10 protein-coding genes are annotated in these 18,056 nt (G+C 44.8%); 1 reads left to right on the forward strand and 9 read right to left on the reverse strand.

Annotation, left to right across the window (positions count from 1 at the left end; genetic code table 11):
- Window positions 1–6: 6 nt before the first annotated feature.
- The 6 genes from B4Q04_RS21395 to B4Q04_RS21420 form a co-directional block, all read right to left on the reverse strand.
- A complete protein-coding gene (locus B4Q04_RS21395; protein WP_088698043.1) occupies window positions 7–1,959 on the reverse strand; it encodes a glycoside hydrolase family 97 protein in 1,953 nt (650 codons plus the stop codon).
- Between the two features lie 16 nt (window positions 1,960–1,975).
- Window positions 1,976–2,860 (reverse strand): hypothetical protein, encoded by an 885-nt coding sequence (locus B4Q04_RS21400; protein WP_123772413.1) that lies wholly within the window; start codon window positions 2,858–2,860, stop codon window positions 1,976–1,978.
- A 16-nt stretch (window positions 2,861–2,876) separates the two neighbouring features.
- Window positions 2,877–5,168, reverse strand: a complete 2,292-nt coding sequence (locus B4Q04_RS21405; RefSeq protein ID WP_088698045.1) for an FAD-dependent oxidoreductase — start codon at window positions 5,166–5,168, stop codon at window positions 2,877–2,879.
- Between the two features lie 65 nt (window positions 5,169–5,233).
- Window positions 5,234–6,805, reverse strand: a complete 1,572-nt coding sequence (locus tag B4Q04_RS21410; RefSeq protein WP_231854768.1) for a sodium:solute symporter family protein — start codon at window positions 6,803–6,805, stop codon at window positions 5,234–5,236.
- Between the two features lie 197 nt (window positions 6,806–7,002).
- On the reverse strand, window positions 7,003–8,811 hold the full coding sequence (locus B4Q04_RS21415; RefSeq protein ID WP_013994934.1) for a RagB/SusD family nutrient uptake outer membrane protein: 1,809 nt from the start codon (window positions 8,809–8,811) through the stop codon (window positions 7,003–7,005).
- Window positions 8,812–8,829: 18 nt separating this feature from the next.
- Complete coding sequence (locus B4Q04_RS21420) at window positions 8,830–11,937, reverse strand: SusC/RagA family TonB-linked outer membrane protein (RefSeq protein WP_088698046.1); 3,108 nt, start codon at window positions 11,935–11,937, stop codon at window positions 8,830–8,832.
- A gap of 386 nt (window positions 11,938–12,323) precedes the next feature.
- Here B4Q04_RS21420 and B4Q04_RS21425 point away from each other — a divergent pair, with 386 nt between their 5' ends.
- Window positions 12,324–13,340, forward strand: a complete 1,017-nt coding sequence (locus tag B4Q04_RS21425; protein ID WP_013994937.1) for a GntR family transcriptional regulator — start codon at window positions 12,324–12,326, stop codon at window positions 13,338–13,340.
- Between the two features lie 8 nt (window positions 13,341–13,348).
- Here the strand turns inward: B4Q04_RS21425 and B4Q04_RS21430 are convergent, their stop codons facing one another.
- From B4Q04_RS21430 to B4Q04_RS21440, 3 genes are read right to left on the reverse strand one after another with little or no spacing between them, the layout of a single operon-like run.
- Complete coding sequence (locus B4Q04_RS21430; RefSeq protein WP_088698047.1) at window positions 13,349–14,791, reverse strand: carbon starvation protein A; 1,443 nt, start codon at window positions 14,789–14,791, stop codon at window positions 13,349–13,351.
- Window positions 14,792–14,814: 23 nt separating this feature from the next.
- Window positions 14,815–15,933, reverse strand: coding sequence for a hypothetical protein (locus B4Q04_RS21435; protein WP_013994939.1), 1,119 nt, complete (start codon window positions 15,931–15,933; stop codon window positions 14,815–14,817).
- Window positions 15,930–17,723, reverse strand: coding sequence for an FAD-dependent oxidoreductase (locus tag B4Q04_RS21440; RefSeq protein ID WP_013994940.1), 1,794 nt, complete (start codon window positions 17,721–17,723; stop codon window positions 15,930–15,932). The genes B4Q04_RS21435 and B4Q04_RS21440 overlap by 4 nt, the downstream gene beginning before the upstream one ends.
- Window positions 17,724–18,056: the final 333 nt, after the last annotated feature.

Raw genomic sequence — 18,056 nt, forward strand, 5'->3', positions numbered from 1 at the left:
TCTTATTTATTTTTTGGTAAACTTTATGGTGGCACCACCGTGCTCGGCCAAATGAATGCTTATCGTTTTTTCTTGAGAAACCGTTTCGGTCGATTTTTTAAAGGGTAGGGCCGTATTCCATTGGCGTAGGTTGGCTTCTTTATTAAGTCCTTCCAAATTAATACGCTCGGCCTCGGTATCGTCGGTAATGATTTCAGCGAGGTATTCACCATCCCCTAAAAAACTACAGTCGATTTGCATTTCTTGGGAAGGACCACTACGGAGTACGCCCAAATACCAGTCGTTGTTTTTACGTCTGGCTATGGCCGCCAATTCCCCGATCTTACTTTGGGGCAAGACAAAGGTTTCGTCCCAGACCGAAGGCACGGTCTTAATAAAATCCAATGCAGGCTGAACACTCTTGGTTTTCAGTAGAAACTGGGTGTTTTCCGCAATACAGTTAAAGGGCGAATAAAAAGTGACCAAAGTAGCCAATTGATGGGCCCAAGTAGTTTCACCTGGCTCGGTAAGGCCGAGTGGGGTATAGTCGCCATGACCGGTAACGTATCTTGTAAACGGCAATGCGGCATTGTGGGAAGCGGGTAGGGGACCCTCTTTCATATGGTTCACCTCTAGGCCACGTATACCTTCACGGGTAACCTCATTCGGGTAGGTGCGATATTCGCCCGAACTTTGTTGGCAACCGTGAAAATTGACCATCAATTGCCGTTCTGCCGCTTTTTTTAGTAAGGCTTCATCAAAGGAGATGATCGATTTGCCCTGGCCGTTCATAAAATCGACTTTTACCCCAACGGCACCGGTCTGCTTTACGCTGTCTAAAAAATGCCTCATTACCGCATAATCGTTTTCGGGGAAATTGATTTCCTTGGAATGCTTCCAAACAAAAATACCGACTCCTTTTTCCTTCGCATAATCACAAAGCTTGGTAACCGACTCCCATTTATTGGGCCATCTTTCCCAACCTTCGTCTACCATGGAATATGAAAAACCAAGCGACTGGGCATCATCGACCATATCGTGCTCTTCTTTATAGTTGACGTATTTTCCCGACCACCAGTGCCAAACGGACTTTCCGGGTTTGATCCAGTCGGTATCGGCAAATAAATTGGCATCTGGAGCAGGGTTAAGGGAGGCTACCATAGTATTGTTCGCCAAATCGTTCAGGGTATCGGCCAAAAGAACACAGCGCCAAGGAGTGGTAAGTCTACCTTTCACATCAAACCCGGCATCGCCTTCTTCGAAATTCGCCTTGAACGAATTCTTGCCTATGGCTTCCAAACGCATACCGCTATAATTAAAGAGACCGGCTTCGGCCAACAGTGCATATCCCCCTTGTGGAAGTTCACAAGTGAGGGTCAAGCCTTGTATCGGACCCATTTTGGAAACCGTTGGCATCTCGGAAATATCGGCGGAAAGCCATTCACCGGCATGCGATTTCAACTTCCAATCGTTATCACGCTCAAAGTACCATACTTTGGTTTCGTTCGGTAGTTTAAAACTGCTCTCTTCGCCCTGTACATGTTGGGTACCTTCGCCAGAAACCATATAACGGTAGGCCACACCTTCATTGGAAAGTTGAAATTCTAATTTCCAATCGCTTCCATCCGCTTCGGAAACCTCGTATATGTATAGATCTCCTGTGTACGAGGCCTTACTTTTTATGCCGTTAAGAGGGTATTCTAGGGCTATTTCTTTTTGTTCTAAAAGCGATAGGGAGGCATTCTTTCCTAAATGTTTGCCCTCGACCTTAAGACCTAATAACGAAGTATCTAGAACCACCTGCCGGTCTTTGTTGATAAGGAAGGCTAGTTGGCCGTTGGCTGCAGTCAACAAGGAAACCACGGTATTGCCATAGCGCATGCTAAGGACTTTATTTTTTTCCTCGGTCGCATTTTTGCATGAAGTAATGCTTATCAGAATGGCGATAGCGAATGCCGATGTCAAGATTACTTTTCTCATGGTACATTGTTGTTTTTTAGTTTTTTTCGATTACTTCCGATAGCCATGCCCTTATAATCTTCCGTTCTTCCAATTGGTATAGGGGCCAAGTATTGGTATGGTTTTTAATGGGAATATCCATAAAAGTAAAATTTCCTTGAATTCCTGAGTGGGCAAGGTAATTTTTACTTTTACTTGTTCCATGACCCTCGGCACAAATGAACTGGGGCCTCCCGTTCAGCCGTTTCAGCCGTTCAAGGGCGGAAGCCTTGTCGGAATTGGGGTAGTCCCATGTCTTTAGGCCGTCATAATGCGAATTGACGATAAAGGCCTTCCAAAGAGGGGAAATTTCATCATCGCGAAGCCCGATATAGTTTACGGCAATGGCTCCTCGTGAAAACCCGGCCAAAACGACCTTGGAAGCATCACCTCCATATTTGTCACAGACCTCTTTGACCGCGTCCATACAGTATTTTTTGCTTGCTTCGATGTCGCCCCACCACCATTTTTGGTTTTCTTGGCCATCAACACTGATAAAGGGCATGCTCACCCAAATGAAATCTTTGCCTTCGCTAAGGCCGTAGCCTAAATTGCAACCGTCTACCTGGCCCGTTGAAAGGTCACCGGCAGCACTTGTATATGGCCCATTGCCCGGATATTCGACAATGACCGGGTATTTTTCGCCCTCTTTATAATTGCTGGGCAGGTAGAGCAAGTGGTAGACTTCGGTGTTTTGGTACGAAGCCAAGGTTTGACGCACCCGCTTACCCGCTTCAGGTGGGCCTTGGGTGATATCAGGAACAAATAGGTCTTGGTCAAAGGAAGCGATATCAGGTAATCGGACAGGGGTATCTTTCTGGGCATCGACTTGCGAAGTACCCAGAATTAGAATGATACAAATTCCAATTACGTTCTTAACCATTTTGTTTTTATAGGGATTAGTTATAAGCTGATATTTTAAATAGGGAAACAGGTATATGCCTTTCTTTTTTGCTAAACTCGAAGACCAATGCATCGGTACTAATTGCTTCGTCCAATTCAATGGTGTTTATGGCCTGGTAATTTCCTTTGACTTCCTTTAAGAGTTTGCCGGAAGCATCCTTGACCGTATAATTGTCCACCACAAAAGGAATGACATCTTCCGGATGTCCCATAAGGGTAGTTTCCAAGGCGTGGTCATAGTCGCAGTCAAAAAAGAGTTTTATGCTTTTTATATTGACTTTATCGTCCCATTTTAAGTGCAGTGTCGGGTTTTTATCTTCTATTTCGGCAACCCAGGCATTGGTGTTTCCGTTAGCGTTGGGCCGAACTTCGCCGTTTTTGATATTATCGGGTTCAAAAATAGGTAGGGCCTTTGCCATTTGAAGGGCTATATTTTTTCCTTTAGGACGGCGTTCGGGGGTCCAAAACTCAAAACTGTCAACATTGATGTCGGCCGGAGGGTCTTGTCTTCCGTAATTGGATACCGCTTTATTTATTTTATTCTCAACAGTCATTAAACCTGTGATACGCTCATCTGAAAGACGGACTTTTACCTTTTCGTTTTTCATTAGGCAGAAGAACGAATAATGATCTTGCTCCTGTGTTTTGGTAGTGGTAAAAGTAATTTTTTGTTTTCCTTTTTGTAAGTCGACTTCCTTTTTATCAATAACCACATCTGGGGTAAAATGGTTAGGGGTCGAACAACTTTTAAGCTGAAGTTCTAGGCTGGTTGCTTCCGAGGCATCTACTTCAATTTCAAAACTATAGGTTTCGTTCGCCTTAAGCGGTAGCATTTGGGCAAGTCCGAACTTTAGGGGGTGCCAGTCGTCCGCTTCCGAAAAACCTTTGAACTTTAAGCTAGAGCTCGCTTCTACATTCGCCTTTGCTACCAAGTCATCGGTGTCGTTCAGGGCGATGCGGGGAATACTTTGTCCGTTTCTGTTCAAGGCCAGTTGCAGCTTTGCAATGTGTTCTTTGGAAGCAATGTCTTTAGGAAGTAAACCTTCTTCTTTACATAGAACTGCGGCTTGACCTACCGCTTGGGCTCCGTGTGCACAGGTGAGCATAACCCTTGAAGAACCAAAGGCCACATGACTGGCACTGATAATCCGGCCCGCAAGGAACAGGTTCTCGATGTTTTTTGAATAGTAGCAACGGTAGGGTATGGAATATACGCCTTTACCATGCCATTGGGTACAAGAGTTGTGTTCGCTATAGATGCCATCGGCGGGATGCAAATCCATGGCCCAACCGCCAAAGGAGACCGCATCGTAATAATCGCGTTGTTCGACAATATCTTTTTGGGTCAGCATAAAGTCGCCTTCAAAACGACGGCTTTCCCGTTTGCCGGGTATGGTGCCTACCCATTCTAACGTTAGGTTGGCCGCTTCGGGAAACTTGCCACTGTTCTTTACATAGTCCCAAATCCCATAAACCACCTTCCACAGTTCAAATTTAATGTCTTCCGATTGATGGACGGTATCGAGGCGTCCGCCGTGCTCTACCCACCACAATTTACAACCATGGTCGCCTAACTGAAAGTTTTTGATACGTGGAAGTTCTTCTGCATTCTTTATGGCAAAGGAGGGAGGCGTATAGCTAATAGGCTTGCCTACATCTTTAGTGTAAAAGTACAGAGAGTGCCCTAAAAGGTTGCCATAATCTTCGATATTCGGTGCGAATCCCTCATCAAACTCCTCTTTGGTCTCCGCCCCCATACGGAACGAGGCTCCGGCCATAAAGGCAACTATACCATCACCGGAAGCATCACAGAAAAGTGGGGCGCTGGCGATATAGGTCGTTGAGTTCTGGCTACAAAAGGCGGTTACGTTCTTTACCTGGTCGTCTTTGCCTTTTTCAACCTCATAGACCGCTGTATTAAGTAGAAGGGTAATATTGTTCTCTTCGTATACCTTTTCAAGCAGTACGGTGTCGAACAACAATGGGTTGCCTTCTTTATTTCGTTTTAGGTTATCTAAAAGGATTTCATTGATCAATCCGCCTTCACGGCTCCATCGGTTGTTGTTGCCCATGTGAGAGGTGGCACCCAGGCTCCACAGCCGAACCTCTGACGAGGCGTTTCCACCAAGTACGGGACGGTCTTGTATAAGAACGACTTTTAGGCCGGATCGTGCCGCGGTTATGGCGGCACAGACACCTGAAAGACCTCCACCGACGACAACAAGGTCGGCCTGTAGTTTTACGGTCTTTGTATTTCTCGTTTGTGGACTATATGCTTCTGAAATCATAAAATGCAATTTGAACTTTAATAATTTGATTTGGTGTGTTAAGGAAAAAATGTAGGTAGAGCCGCTTAGCCTGAAATATTTTGACTCGATTTATAGATAATAAAACTGCCTAACAGTAAGACAAAAAGTCCCATTCCACCTACGAGTACCGCTCCGGTTTCGGCCATGAATGATAGTATTACGATCAATAGACCGGTTAGGGCTACGCCTATACCTATGACCCGTGTGCCTTTTTGGTTTCCGGAAGCGGATTCTTCTTCCGCCTCCAAATTTTTATCGGCAACTTTAAGTTGATAGTTGTCGTAGGCTATGGTCGGTTTTTTCTGTGTACGGGCATATATTTCAAATGCCGCTAAAAGCAATACGGGAATACCCATGCCAAATCCCATTTCTTGGGCCCTGTCAAACGAAAAATCGAGAAGGCTAGGGGCCAAGAATTTAAAAAAAGCGTTGATGGCCAAAGTGACTACGGTAACGATCAAGGCACTTTTGCCCGTTTGGTATTTACTGAACAAGGCCCACATGGGAGGTAAGAACATGGCACCGCCCGTTATGGCCGCCAAACTCATGACCACTTCTACGATGCCGCCCATATATGGTACCAAGAGGGCGATTATAATTGTCAGTATGCCCAAACCTATGGTTGCCATTCTACCGACTTTGACCAATTGATCGTTGTCGGCATTGGGCCTAAAATGTTTGTAAAGGTCATTGGACAGGACACCTGCCGAGATGTTTAAAGTTGTATTGACCGAACTCGATGTGGCAAAGATCATTCCGCCTAACATTAACCCCAACATTCCTACGGGCAGTACTTCCTTACACATTAAGAGATAGGCCCCTTCGTCGGCCAAGCCGCCCAAATCTGGGTTCAGTACCCTATAGATCATAGGGGGCAACATCCAAACTAACGGACTAACGAGATAGAGTCCGCCGAAAAGCCATCCTACTTTTTTGGCATCTTTTGGGGTGGCCACACTGGTATAGCGTTGTACATAGGCCCAATTGCCCGCAATGAAGAAGAGGTTGTACAATCCAAAGGCAATCATAAAGCCCCATGTGTACTCCTCATTTACCAAATTGAAAAAATTCTCGGGTGCTTGCGAAACAAAGTTCCCTATGCCCCCAATTTTATCAAGTGAAAGCGGTACCACGATTAAAACGGCCGCAGTAAGTACTACAAACTGAAGTACATCGGTAACGATTACGGCCCAAAGGCCGCCAACTGCCGTGTAAATTAAAATTAAGATTCCTAGTACGATTATGCTGGTACTTATGGGGAAACCTGTTGATACCTCTACAATCTTGGCTACGGGATATAAAAATGCACCAGTAGTAAAAATGGATATTAACAGGAACAGATACGTATAAATTTTTTGAGTGCTGTAACCTAAGCGGTCCGTAATGAACTCGGCGGCGGTCAGCGCTTTGGTTTTTTGCCATTTCGGGGCGATGAAAAAACCGATAAGTACACCGGCTATGCACATGGTCGTTTGAATGGTGATTGCTACCCAGCCGCTGGAATAGGCTATGGAGCCCCATACCACAAAGGTGCCCGCGGAAAAGAAACTCATAAAGAGAGAAAGTCCGCTCATCCACCAGGGCAGTGCCCCGCCTGCGGCAAAAAATGACTTCATGTTTTTGCCGGACTTTGAGAAACTTAGTCCGCATACAAACACGAGTAAAGTAAAAATTAGTATTACCGTAATATCTATGGTGCCCATTCTTGTTTATGAATATACTTTATTATTCTTGTTTATGTAGTGAAAAAATAGGGGATAGACCTAATATCCCCTATTTTCAAAAAAACTAACAAAAACAAAATCAATGAATTTTAATACCCGGGATTTTGGGTTACGACATTCTCGGTAGCATCAATCTCGGCTTGGGGTATGGGCCATAGGTAATGCTTTCCGGGATCGAATGTTCTTTCTTCCAATTCCCTATAATCAAGGTTCCCCAATTCAACCCTTGGTTGTGAGGGAGCCCCGGTGTAATCGATATAACCGTCATCATCAATATTGGGAACAAAGTCTAAATCCCCTATTTTGCTGAAGCCGTTTGCAGGTCCGCCCAAAACGGTGGTATTTAATACTTTTTCGGCTATTTTCCATCTTCTTATATCGAAGAGGCGTAAACCTTCGTCGGCAAATTCTACCTTGCGTTCCCTTCTGATTATTTTTCTGAGTTCGGCCTGATCGGTAGTCGTTACCTCGGGATATGTAAAGCCACTATTGTTGTAAGCACGTTCACGTACATCGTTGATGGCATTTAATACACTTGCATCTATGGTTCCGGCCTCTATCTTGGCTTCGGCATAGTTCAACAGTACTTCGGCGTACCTCATAAGGTAAATGGTCTGTTCCGATTGAAGGGGACTTGGTCCTCCGGTCAATGAACCCAATAACCTAGGGGCGTCAGAGAATTTTTTCCAGAAATAACCCGTAAAGGCTGTAAAGCGGTTGGCTCCTCCGGTTACATACTCGGTACCATCATAGGGATCTATGATTTTTCGTCCTGCCGGGTTGGCCGCATTAGGGTTAAAGACTCTTTCCACCTTTACACCATCTTCTATACGCCAAGTCGCGATACTGTCACTGTGTTGTTGAATGATGTGACCTGTCCATATGTTATTTGGTAGCGCAATCGTAGCCGCCAAACGGGGATCACGGTTTTCAAACGGATTGGCAGGGTCAAAATCAGGATCTTCGTCAATGGGAAGTCCGTTTACGGTCTCATAACTATCGACTGTTTGTTGGTTGGGTACCAATTGGCACCATCCACCGAAACGACTTCCTTGTACTTGAGAAAGACTGTGTGTTTTTGTGCCGTTCATGTACGAAAGGTCAAGTAAGACTTCAGCGGAGCCAACACCTGAATCGGTAAATAAGGCTTCGTAGTCGGGGTATAGGCTAGGCGCCTCGGGGGAGTTCATAACCTTGAGTGCAGCCTTTTCGGCCAGTTCATAATCTTCGTTGTAAAGCGCAATACGTGAAATCAGTGCATTGGCGGCATTGCCCGAAGCCCGTCCTCTTTCGTTGGCCGATTGGGTAGGGGGCAAGATCGCGGCAGCTTCCTCTAAGTCAGAAATGATGCTCGCAACGATTTCAGCTTTGGGCGTTCTGGCGATTATTTCAAGATCTTCCAATGAGGTTACCTCTGTCCTAAAGGGAACATCACCATAGAGCTCGGTCAAATAGCTATAGAAGAGGGCTCTTAAGAATAAAGCCTCGGCCTTGATCTGTTCGAAGCGATTGGGGTCTGAAGCGTCTTCGGCCTTGTTCATGTTGGTGAGCAAGTTGTTGGCGCGTTGGATGCCTGTGTAGAAATTGTCCCAGAAACCGTTTACGATTGCCTCGGTAGAAGTAACACCACCGGTAGTGACCGCTACGGTACCTCCGACATTACCCCTGTTGTAGGCATAGTCGGTGGTGTGATCCAATAATTGTGGAAAAGGAACATTTCGCACGTAGTTTAGACTTTCATAGACTCCCGTAAGGGCAACTTCTAGTTGCGCTTCGGTTCTAAAGAAAGTTGCATCCGTAGGACTGCCCGGGTCTTCTAAGTTCAATACGGTGTCTTCACAAGCAGGGAAAACCAGCAAGCTTAGACTTATCAAGATGATATATTTTATATTTTTCATTGTATAGAAATTATGCGATTAGAATGTTACGTTAAGGCCCATTGTGAAAACCTTGGTTACAGGGTAAAAACTACCTTGTGAAAATTGTGGGGTCAATGGGTCTATACCTTCTGGCATATGGTCCCAAGTGGCTAGGTTTTGACCCGACACATAGATTCGAGCGGCAGAAATACTAAACTTGTCGATCAGGTCGTAGGGTAATTTATACCCGAGGGTTACGTTTCTTAACCTTACATAGGAGGCATCGTGCATCCAGGTTTCGTTCACGCGCCAGTTCGGGTGTGAACTTCCTGGGGTCAAGCGGGGGTATTGGGCGTTCGTATTGGAGGGTGTCCAATAGTCGGCTTGCCATTCTTGGATTTTTCCTGCGTTATAAAAGGCCCAACCAGCATCTCCTTCCAAGACCACATCCCTTCCTCCGGCACCTAACAAGGAAACCGAAAGGTCAAGGCCTTTGTAAGCGGAAAATAGCTCAAGTCCCCAGTTTTCAGTAGTAATATTGCTACCTATAATGGTTCGGTCATCATTGGTGATCAAGCCATCGGGAACCCCTTCTGGACCTGAAATATCGGAATATTTGATGTCACCTGCTTGAATGGCCCCAAAACCAGGTGTGGGCAAGGAAGCGTTGAGGTTTCCGTCTACGTCAAAATCACTTTCTTGGTAAAGACCGTCTACCTTTAGGCCGTAGATTGCACCAATTTCTTCCCCAACACGATTAATGGTGTTTCCTGGAGGCAATTGGTCAAGGCCGCCCAAGCTTTTGATCTCGTTATCAAAACCGGAGTAATTGATGTTGATGCCATAGCGAAAGTTTTCGCCGATCATATCGTTCCAACCCAAACTGATGTCGTATCCTGTGTTCCAGACTTCACCCGCATTCTGTACAGGGGCCTCTAAACCAACCGATGTGGGTATGGTAACGCCTAAAAGGATGTCTTTTGTTTTACGAACATAATACTCACCGGTAAAGGATAATTTACTATTGAGAAATTTGGCATCTACACCAATGTTTTGGGTTTCCCCGGTTTCCCATTGCAATTGCGAATTGGCCAAAACCAATTGGGCTCCACCTACGGTAGGTGTACCACCGATAACGGCATTGGCATTACCAAGGCCGAAAAGCGAGGTGTAGGGGAAGTTGACTTCTTCTGCCACGGCCGAACCGTCGGCACCTTGTACGGCATCCCCATTATTGTCGGTCTTGTTGGCCGAAAAGATGAACTGGTTGCCCAATTGTCCCCAAGAAGCCCTGAACTTTAAAAAGTTAATCGTTTCATTATCTTTTAGAAAGTTCTCTTCCGATGCTACCCAGCCCACTGAAAAAGAGGGGAAGGTGGCCGAACGATAACCTTTGGCAAAACGGGAAGAAGCATCTTTTCTAACATTGGCCTCAAATAGATATCTATCCTTATAGGTATAGTTGATCCGTCCGAATAAGGACTCCAATCCGTTAAGGGTTGAACTACCTGAGTTTAATTGTGTATCGGGCAATCCGTTGTCTAAGCCCCTAAATTCATCTAGAACGAATCCTCTCCTGCTAGCGGACCATACTTCCGATTTGAATTTTAGAAATTCATATCCTCCTAAGACAGAGATGTCGTGATCACCAAATTTCTTGCCCCAGTTGGCAACGGCGTTAAAGTTGTCTTGGAACGTAGTGAAAGTTTCTTTAAATAGGGAACTTTCAGACTTACCGGCGCCAATAGTACTTTGAGCAGGTCCGCCAGAACCTTCGTAATAGGTGTATTTAGCCCTATAATCATCTTGGTCCCTGTCAAAGAATTGAGGGGCATAGGTGGCCGAGATAGAAAAGTTGTTAAAAGGTCTATAGGTCACTTTTGCCAAAGCCCTGAAGTAGTTTGAAATGGTTTCATCCTTTGCGGACGAATTGGCCAAGGCCACAGGGTTACTACCTCCAAAACCAGGACCGTAAGTCCCATCATCGTTATAGGCGATGAACAGGGGCTGAAGGCGGTATGCTGAACGGGTAATGTCTTGAAGACGGGCGGGTTGACTTTTTTGTTCCCTTCTAAAGTTGAGGTCAAAGGCCAAATCTAGCTTTTTGCTTAGGGCATAATCTAGGTTGAACCTACCGTTATATCGTTTAAACTTGAAGTTGGCGATGTTACCGTCTTGGTCGGTAAAAGATATGGAACTGGCCACTTTAAGTTTTTCAGATCCCCCACGAACCGAAAGGCTGTGGTATTGCTGTACGGCGGCCGAATTAAAAAGCAGGTCTACCCAATCGGTGTCGGGCAAGGCTTCGGTACCTACGCCATTACCAGAACGGTATTGGTTGAGTATGTCATCGGAAAAAGCACCAGGTTCTGCAGAGTTAAAAGCTTCCATATAACCAAGTCCATCCAAGAACTTTAAGTTTTGCGCTACGCTCTGTATTCCAACATAGGTATTATAGGAAGTACTTATTTTTCCCTCTTTACCTCTTTTGGTAGTAATAAGGATTACCCCGTTGGCAGCACGTGAACCATATATGGCCGCTGCCGAGGCATCTTTTAAAACGGAAATGGATTCAATGTCACTGGGATCTAATCCGTTGATGTCGTCAGGAATACCATCGACCAAAATCAAGGGGTTGTTTTTGGCACCATTACCTAAAGTTCCCACCCCGCGAATACGAATGGCAGCACCGTCTGAGCCCGGTTGGCCACTAGATTGGGTCGCTGTAAGACCGGGAACAAGACCTGCCAATGCCTGCGAGGCCTGGGCAACGGGTTGCTTAGCTATTTCCTCGGCCTTTACGGTTTCTACCGATCCGGTAAGGTTGACCGCCTTTTGTGTTCCGTACCCTACTACGACCACCTCATCGAGTTGTGAGGCTTCTTCTGCCATGGTTATGTTTAAGGTTGTTTCACTGTTAACGGTTTTTTCAACGGTTCCATAACCGATTGAGCTGAAAACAAGGGTTGCCCCTTCTTGGGTTTCAATGCTGAAGTTTCCGTCGAAGTCGGCAACAACTCCGTTGGTCGTTCCCTTTTCAACAATGTTGGCAGCGGGTATAGGGATACCCTGTTCATCGCTTACGGTACCTGAGACCATAATTTGTGCCGATATTTCGCAAAGCGCGAATATCGATAGGAGAAAAAATAAGACCGCTTTTTTCATAAGCTTTAGTTTTAGTTGAGAGGTGAATAGTGAGTTATATAGGGTCGACCGTACTAGATTACAAGTCTAGTCTGGTCTAGTCCGTTAACAAATAAATAACATTAATCTAAGTTTGCCAAATATTTTTTTGTGAAATATGGATTTTAAGGGTCTTACAATTGTAAAACTCTCATATTAAATAGGTTTAATAAGATTTTTCCTTATTGTTTTGTCTTAAATGAGAGATGTGTGAAGGGAGTGATTTGAAGTAGGATGTGCCGTTTTAATCTTGATTTTTTGAAAATAGATTGTATTTTTCAGGAAAATTCAAAGACATACCAATACGGACTAGGGCATTTTTAGTTTTAGTATTTTTGTCGTCATTCCGTTCCACCAAGAAACAATAAATGGTAAAACTTAGTATCGAAAAGAACTCGAAGAAGCCCAAATATCTTTTACTTGCCGATAGTATTACGTCACAGATCGAACAGAAGCAGTTGGTACTGGACGAAAGGTTGCCATCGGTGAACAAGCTCTCGGCGCATTTTAATTTCAGTCGGGAAACGGTTTTTAAGGCATTGAACCATTTGAGTGAAAAGGGAATCGTTAGGGCGGTCGACAAAATTGGTTATTTTGTGAACGATCTTTCGGTAGAGACCGAGTACAAGGTGTTTTTTATGCTCGATAAGTTTACGCCTTTTAAGGAAGATCTTTATAACTCATTGATTTCGAGTTTAGGAGATAAGGTCAAAGTGCGTCTGTATTTTCACCATCAGAATATTGAGATATTTGCTCCGTTAATTCTGGATAACCTAAAGAATTACACCCATTTTGTAATAACCACCTATATCAAGGATTCTAAATCCGTTCAAAAGGTGTTGAACAAGATACCGCCGGAAAAGTTGATCATTCTTGATAAATATGAACCTAATGTCAACAATGGATGCGGCATGGTCTTTCAAGATTTTGAAAACGATATTTTCAATCTATTGGAGGAACATATCGAATTGGTCAATAAATATCAAAGATTGGTCCTTTTCAACCGCAGGAATGCACCCCATGGTGATTTTGTCCAAAAAGGTTTTGAGCGGTTCTGTTCGGAACACCAATTTAAAGGCGATGTATACGATGATTTTTCTCCTGATTATTTTGAAAAGGGAAGTCTGTATATTACCATTGATGCCTATGACCGTGATATGGTAGAGATCATAAAACTGGCGCGTAAATCGAACTGGAAGCTTGGCAAGGAAATCGGACTCATAAGTTATAACGACACTAGTACCAAGGAGATTTTAGATGGAGGTATTTCGGTAATCAGCACCGACTTCAAGAAAATGGGCGAGGAGGCCGCCAAAATGATATTGGAGGGGCGAAGGGAGCGAAAGGGCAATGAAACCAAATTGATTTTAAGAAGCTCGCTCTAACATTCCGATTACATCAGCTGCGCAAATACTTTCTTGCGCTGAACGGCATAATACCAAAAAAGCAGCGAGATTATTAAGGTAAGGATACCGCCTCCCATATAGGCCAAGTCATTGTCCAATTGAAAGCCTTCCGGGGCGATAAGAATGTAGGTGGTGCATACCATCGTCATAAAAAGGGCAGGTATAAGGGTAATCCAAAACATCTTTTGTTCGTAGATCAAGTAGGCGGTAATCGTCCATAGGACAACCGTGGCCAAGGTTTGGTTGCTCCAGGCAAAATACCTCCATATTATTCCGAAATCGATTTGGGTAAGGGCAAAAGCGATGATGAAAAGAGGGACACTGATATAGAGCCTGTTCTTGATTTTCTTTTGGTCGTTCTTGAAAATGTCGGATAAAATCAGCCTTGCCGAGCGAAAAGCGGTATCACCAGATGTAATAGGGGCCGCTACAATACCCAATAAGGCCAAAATGCCGCCTACATGCCCCAACATATTCAGCGATATTTCATTGGCCGCCCAAGCTGCGTTATTCCCGTTGGCCAACATGGCTTCATTGAGTCCGCCTACATTCCCGAAAAAAGTCATGGCCGCCGCCGCCCATATAAGGGCCACTACGCCTTCGGTAATCATCGTACCAAAAAAGATTTTCCGGCCCAATCTCTCGTTTTGCATACAACGTGCCATGAGTGGCGACTGGGTCGCGTGAAAGCCTGATATGGCTCCACAGGCTATGGTTACGAAAAGTATGGGAAAAAGTGGGGTTGCTTCGGGGTCGGTGGTCATGTTCCTTAAGTTGGCAGGCGTCAGTTCAGGAATCTGGTAATCGCCGAAAAATAGGGCAATGAGCAAACCCAAGGCCATTAAAAGCATGGCAATACCGAAAACGGGATAAAGTTTGCCTATCATTTTATCAATCGGCAGCAGGGTAGATAAAATGTAATAGGCGAGAATTATTCCTACCCAAACCCAAAGGTTCCACATATTACCGGTCATGCCGTCTATGATTTTTGCCGGCCCCATCAGAAAAACGGTACCTACAAAAATCAAGAGTATCACCGTGAAGAACCGCATGATATGTTTCATTTTAGGTCCTAAGTAAATTCCAACGATTTCACTTATGCTTAATCCGTTATGGCGAACGGAGAGCATGCCCGAAAAGTAATCGTGGACGGCTCCTGCGAAAATACTTCCCAGTACGATCCACAGAAAGGCGGCAGGACCGAACATGGCTCCTGCAATGGCCCCGAAAATGGGACCTAGGCCCGCGATATTTAAAAATTGGATAAGAAATATGCGCCAAGCGGGCAGGGGCATAAAATCAATATCGTCACGTAAGCGTATTGCCGGGGTTTCCCTTTTTGTATCGATACCAAAGATGTTTTCCACCAATTTTCCATAGGTGTAATATCCGATAACCAACACAGCAATAGCAATAACGAACGATATCATAAAGTAAGGGTTTAAAGGGGCAACTAGCTGTAATCTTCTAAAAATTGAACAACAATATAGGCATTCTTCTCTTTAGATGAAGCGGCAAAGCGCCGTAGGTTTTCCAATATTTCGGCAGATAATGACTTTTTATCTTCCAAATGCGATAGAAACTTGAGAAGCTGGTTTTTGGTCAATACACCCAATTGTGTCGAAATCGCGGTTACCGTAGCCTCCGAAGCGGTATCGATATGCTTCAGGAGTAGACTTCGGGTATTAATGTCAATATGCGGTAGGGCATCCCAAAAGGGCTGCATGGTCGATGGCGATTGGGTAAACATATCGGCCAGGTTTTTAATGATGAAGGACCGGACCAGAGGAATTCCCGATTTAAAAAGCTCCGAAATTCTAGGGAAATTGGCCTTGTATTGATTCTGGTCAAGGTTTTCCAAGGCATACATTTGGTAATTGGTATGTGTACTGTTGAGCATACGAAGCAACATATCTTCATTTTGTTGCCCAAGCGTATATGCTTTTAGCTCTTCCTTGATTTTACCATGGACCAAGTGCCAGGCCACATAACAGGAGTAGAGTGCGCCCGACACAACGGATTCTTTCACCTCTTTTACCGTTGCTCCCGACAAGGCATCGACACCTTCTATTTTAGAGGGCTTCGGTTTGGTGACCAGTTCATCGATGGCCCTTCTCTTTAAAATGGAATTATGGTCTTGAAGCAATTCGTGTAGCTTCCAGTAATCGGTGAATAAAAACTCGTCATGGTCGTGTTTGGTCAATGGCTCTTCAACAGAGCGGTCAAATCCGGCATAATCGCCCAAGAGCGTCCAGTATAAGGTAATATGCATCAGTTTACAGTCGCCATCGGCACAAACGGGAGTAACAATATTGGAGGAATACAGTACGGGCGCGCGGTCTTTGTTACGCAGTATGTTTATTTTTTGGGCCCCGACCGAATCTACCATTATGGTCATAGGCGTTTCCGCGATATCAAGCACGGAGCCTTCTTCCCAGTTTAAGACGAAGAACTCCGGACTGGTATCCAGGGTTGTTCTTTTGGAATTATTGGGAAATGCGATAGCCGACCCGAATTGCGCTTCACAAAGATGGGATACAAGCAAGAGGAAGACTATGGCAATCTGTCTCATTTTTTAGAGGTGGGAATTTTTTCGTATTTCTGCTCCTCGATCAAATTTAGGTATTCGTCTAAATAGCCGGTGTATATATCACGGGGCATAACCTCGTATTTTTTACATAGGGAAGCCGCATAGCCTACGGCCGCACCCATCTGTCCCGTGGTAAGCATAACCCTCGGTCCGCCGAGTCCCGCATGCGAACAACTGAAGTTACGCCCGGCCATAAACAGGTTCTTGATGTTTTTTGAATACAGGCTTCGGTAAGGAATGTAGTATTGTGGTCCTCTATAAAAAAGGGCTTCGGAAATGAAATCTGGATTTTTCTCGTCTTCCAAGACCGTTTGGTAATGCACGTCTACCGCTCGTTTTTCGATAACTACACCATCGGGAAATTTGCGTCCTTCCTTGGCATCGTTAAACGTAAAGATATGGTCGCCCACCAATCGTCTTGATTCGCGCTTACCGACCAAATAAGAAACCCATTCCAGCCTTCGGTTTTTGTTGACCTCGTCTTTTTTGGCGTTGGAAAACGAACCATATATGGCACGAAGCATATGGTCGCGTATTTCTTCGGCGTCGTCAATTTGGCTTAGGTCGTTTCGGCTAAACTCCCACTGCCATTCGCCATTGACCTCGGCATAGTCTTTTGCGACCGGCATGGCCCAAGGTACTTCAGGAAAGCTCTGGGGCGTATCGGTGTCGGTAGACCCCCAAAGTACGGAAGAACCCATGACGGCGTTATCGGCTTCCTTCGGGCTCCATAGTTCGCCATGTTCTTCCCAGTGTTCTCCGTAGGTATCGACACTTTCCCGACCGTACGAGAATTCGGCACCTGCCCAGAAACCGATCCAACCATCACCGGTAGAATCGACAAAATAGGGGGCCGTAAACCGTTTTCTTTCCCCTGTAAAGGTTTGTCTGGCATCTACGTATTTGATACTGTTATCTTCGGAAATGGCATCATAGGCACGCCAGTTCAGAAATAAGTCGATGTTCTCGTAACTCTTAACGTTTTGATCTCTTTTTTGTTGGTCGAACTTGGCCTCGGCCGATCCATTAGGATAATGTTTGGTATCAATTTTTGTTAGGATGCGCTCAAAATTACCATAAATGCCCTCGGTGTGTACCCGGATTTCTTCACTGGCATTCCCGCCTAAGACGGGCCGGTCATGAATTAAGGCAACCTTCAGTCCTTGTTCGGCTCCTGCTATGGCCGCCGCACAACCTGCCAGTCCGCCACCGACAACTACCAGGTCATAGGTTTTTAAGTCTTCGGGGGCATTGGGTTCGGCGGTAATTTCTTGACGCCAAGCGGTCAATTTTTTTAAGGAAGAGGGGGGCGTGGTTTTTTTTGTCGAAAAATAGATGGCATCGCAACGCCCGTTAAAGCCCGTAAGGTCTTGCAGTTCAATGTGAGTGGCTTGTTTTTTATTGATTTTGGCCTGTCCGGCGTACTGCCATCCCCAACCGGAGCGGGTTCCTAAAACCGTGTCGAGCACGGTTTGGTTTACCTTTAATTGAAATCTTCCGGGGGCTTCCCATTCGCCGGGGACCCAGTTCATGGTACGTACCCAAATATGATAGGTGCCCGATTTTTTAAAATTAACCTTTGTAGATGCATTTTCTACAGGTTTGCCCATGCCGTGCGCATTGAGATAAGGCGAGCCCATTTGCTCCACGAATTGTGGATCTACGACCCAACCGCCAGGGTTGTCAAAACTCTCTGCTTCAACAAGCATATCTTGTGATAAGACATAAAACGAGCTGAAAATTATACATAAAAAGGTCAATACATTTCTCATAGTGGGAATATTAAATCAGGTACGGAACTATCTTTTTTGCAAATCTAGTACGGTCTGGTATGGTTTCGGTAAAGATATAAAATTATTTTTAATATAAATATCGGGGGTATAATAAGTGATGTTAATAGGTTTTGTAGTAGGAATTTATGGATTTGATAGTTTGGGGAAAGGGAAGCTATAGATGAAGTGATTTAAACTTTTTTTGGATCGAAAGATAGGGCTACGGACATTTGTGTTACCACACGCAAATACCATAGCCCATGTACAAAGTACTTGACAAAGATACCATAGAATTGGAGATAGTCCCACATATACCTTTACCGAAAAGGGGTT

The sequence above is a fragment of the Zobellia sp. OII3 genome (assembly GCF_002211465.1).
GTDB classification, from domain to species: Bacteria; Bacteroidota; Bacteroidia; order Flavobacteriales; family Flavobacteriaceae; genus Zobellia; species Zobellia galactanivorans.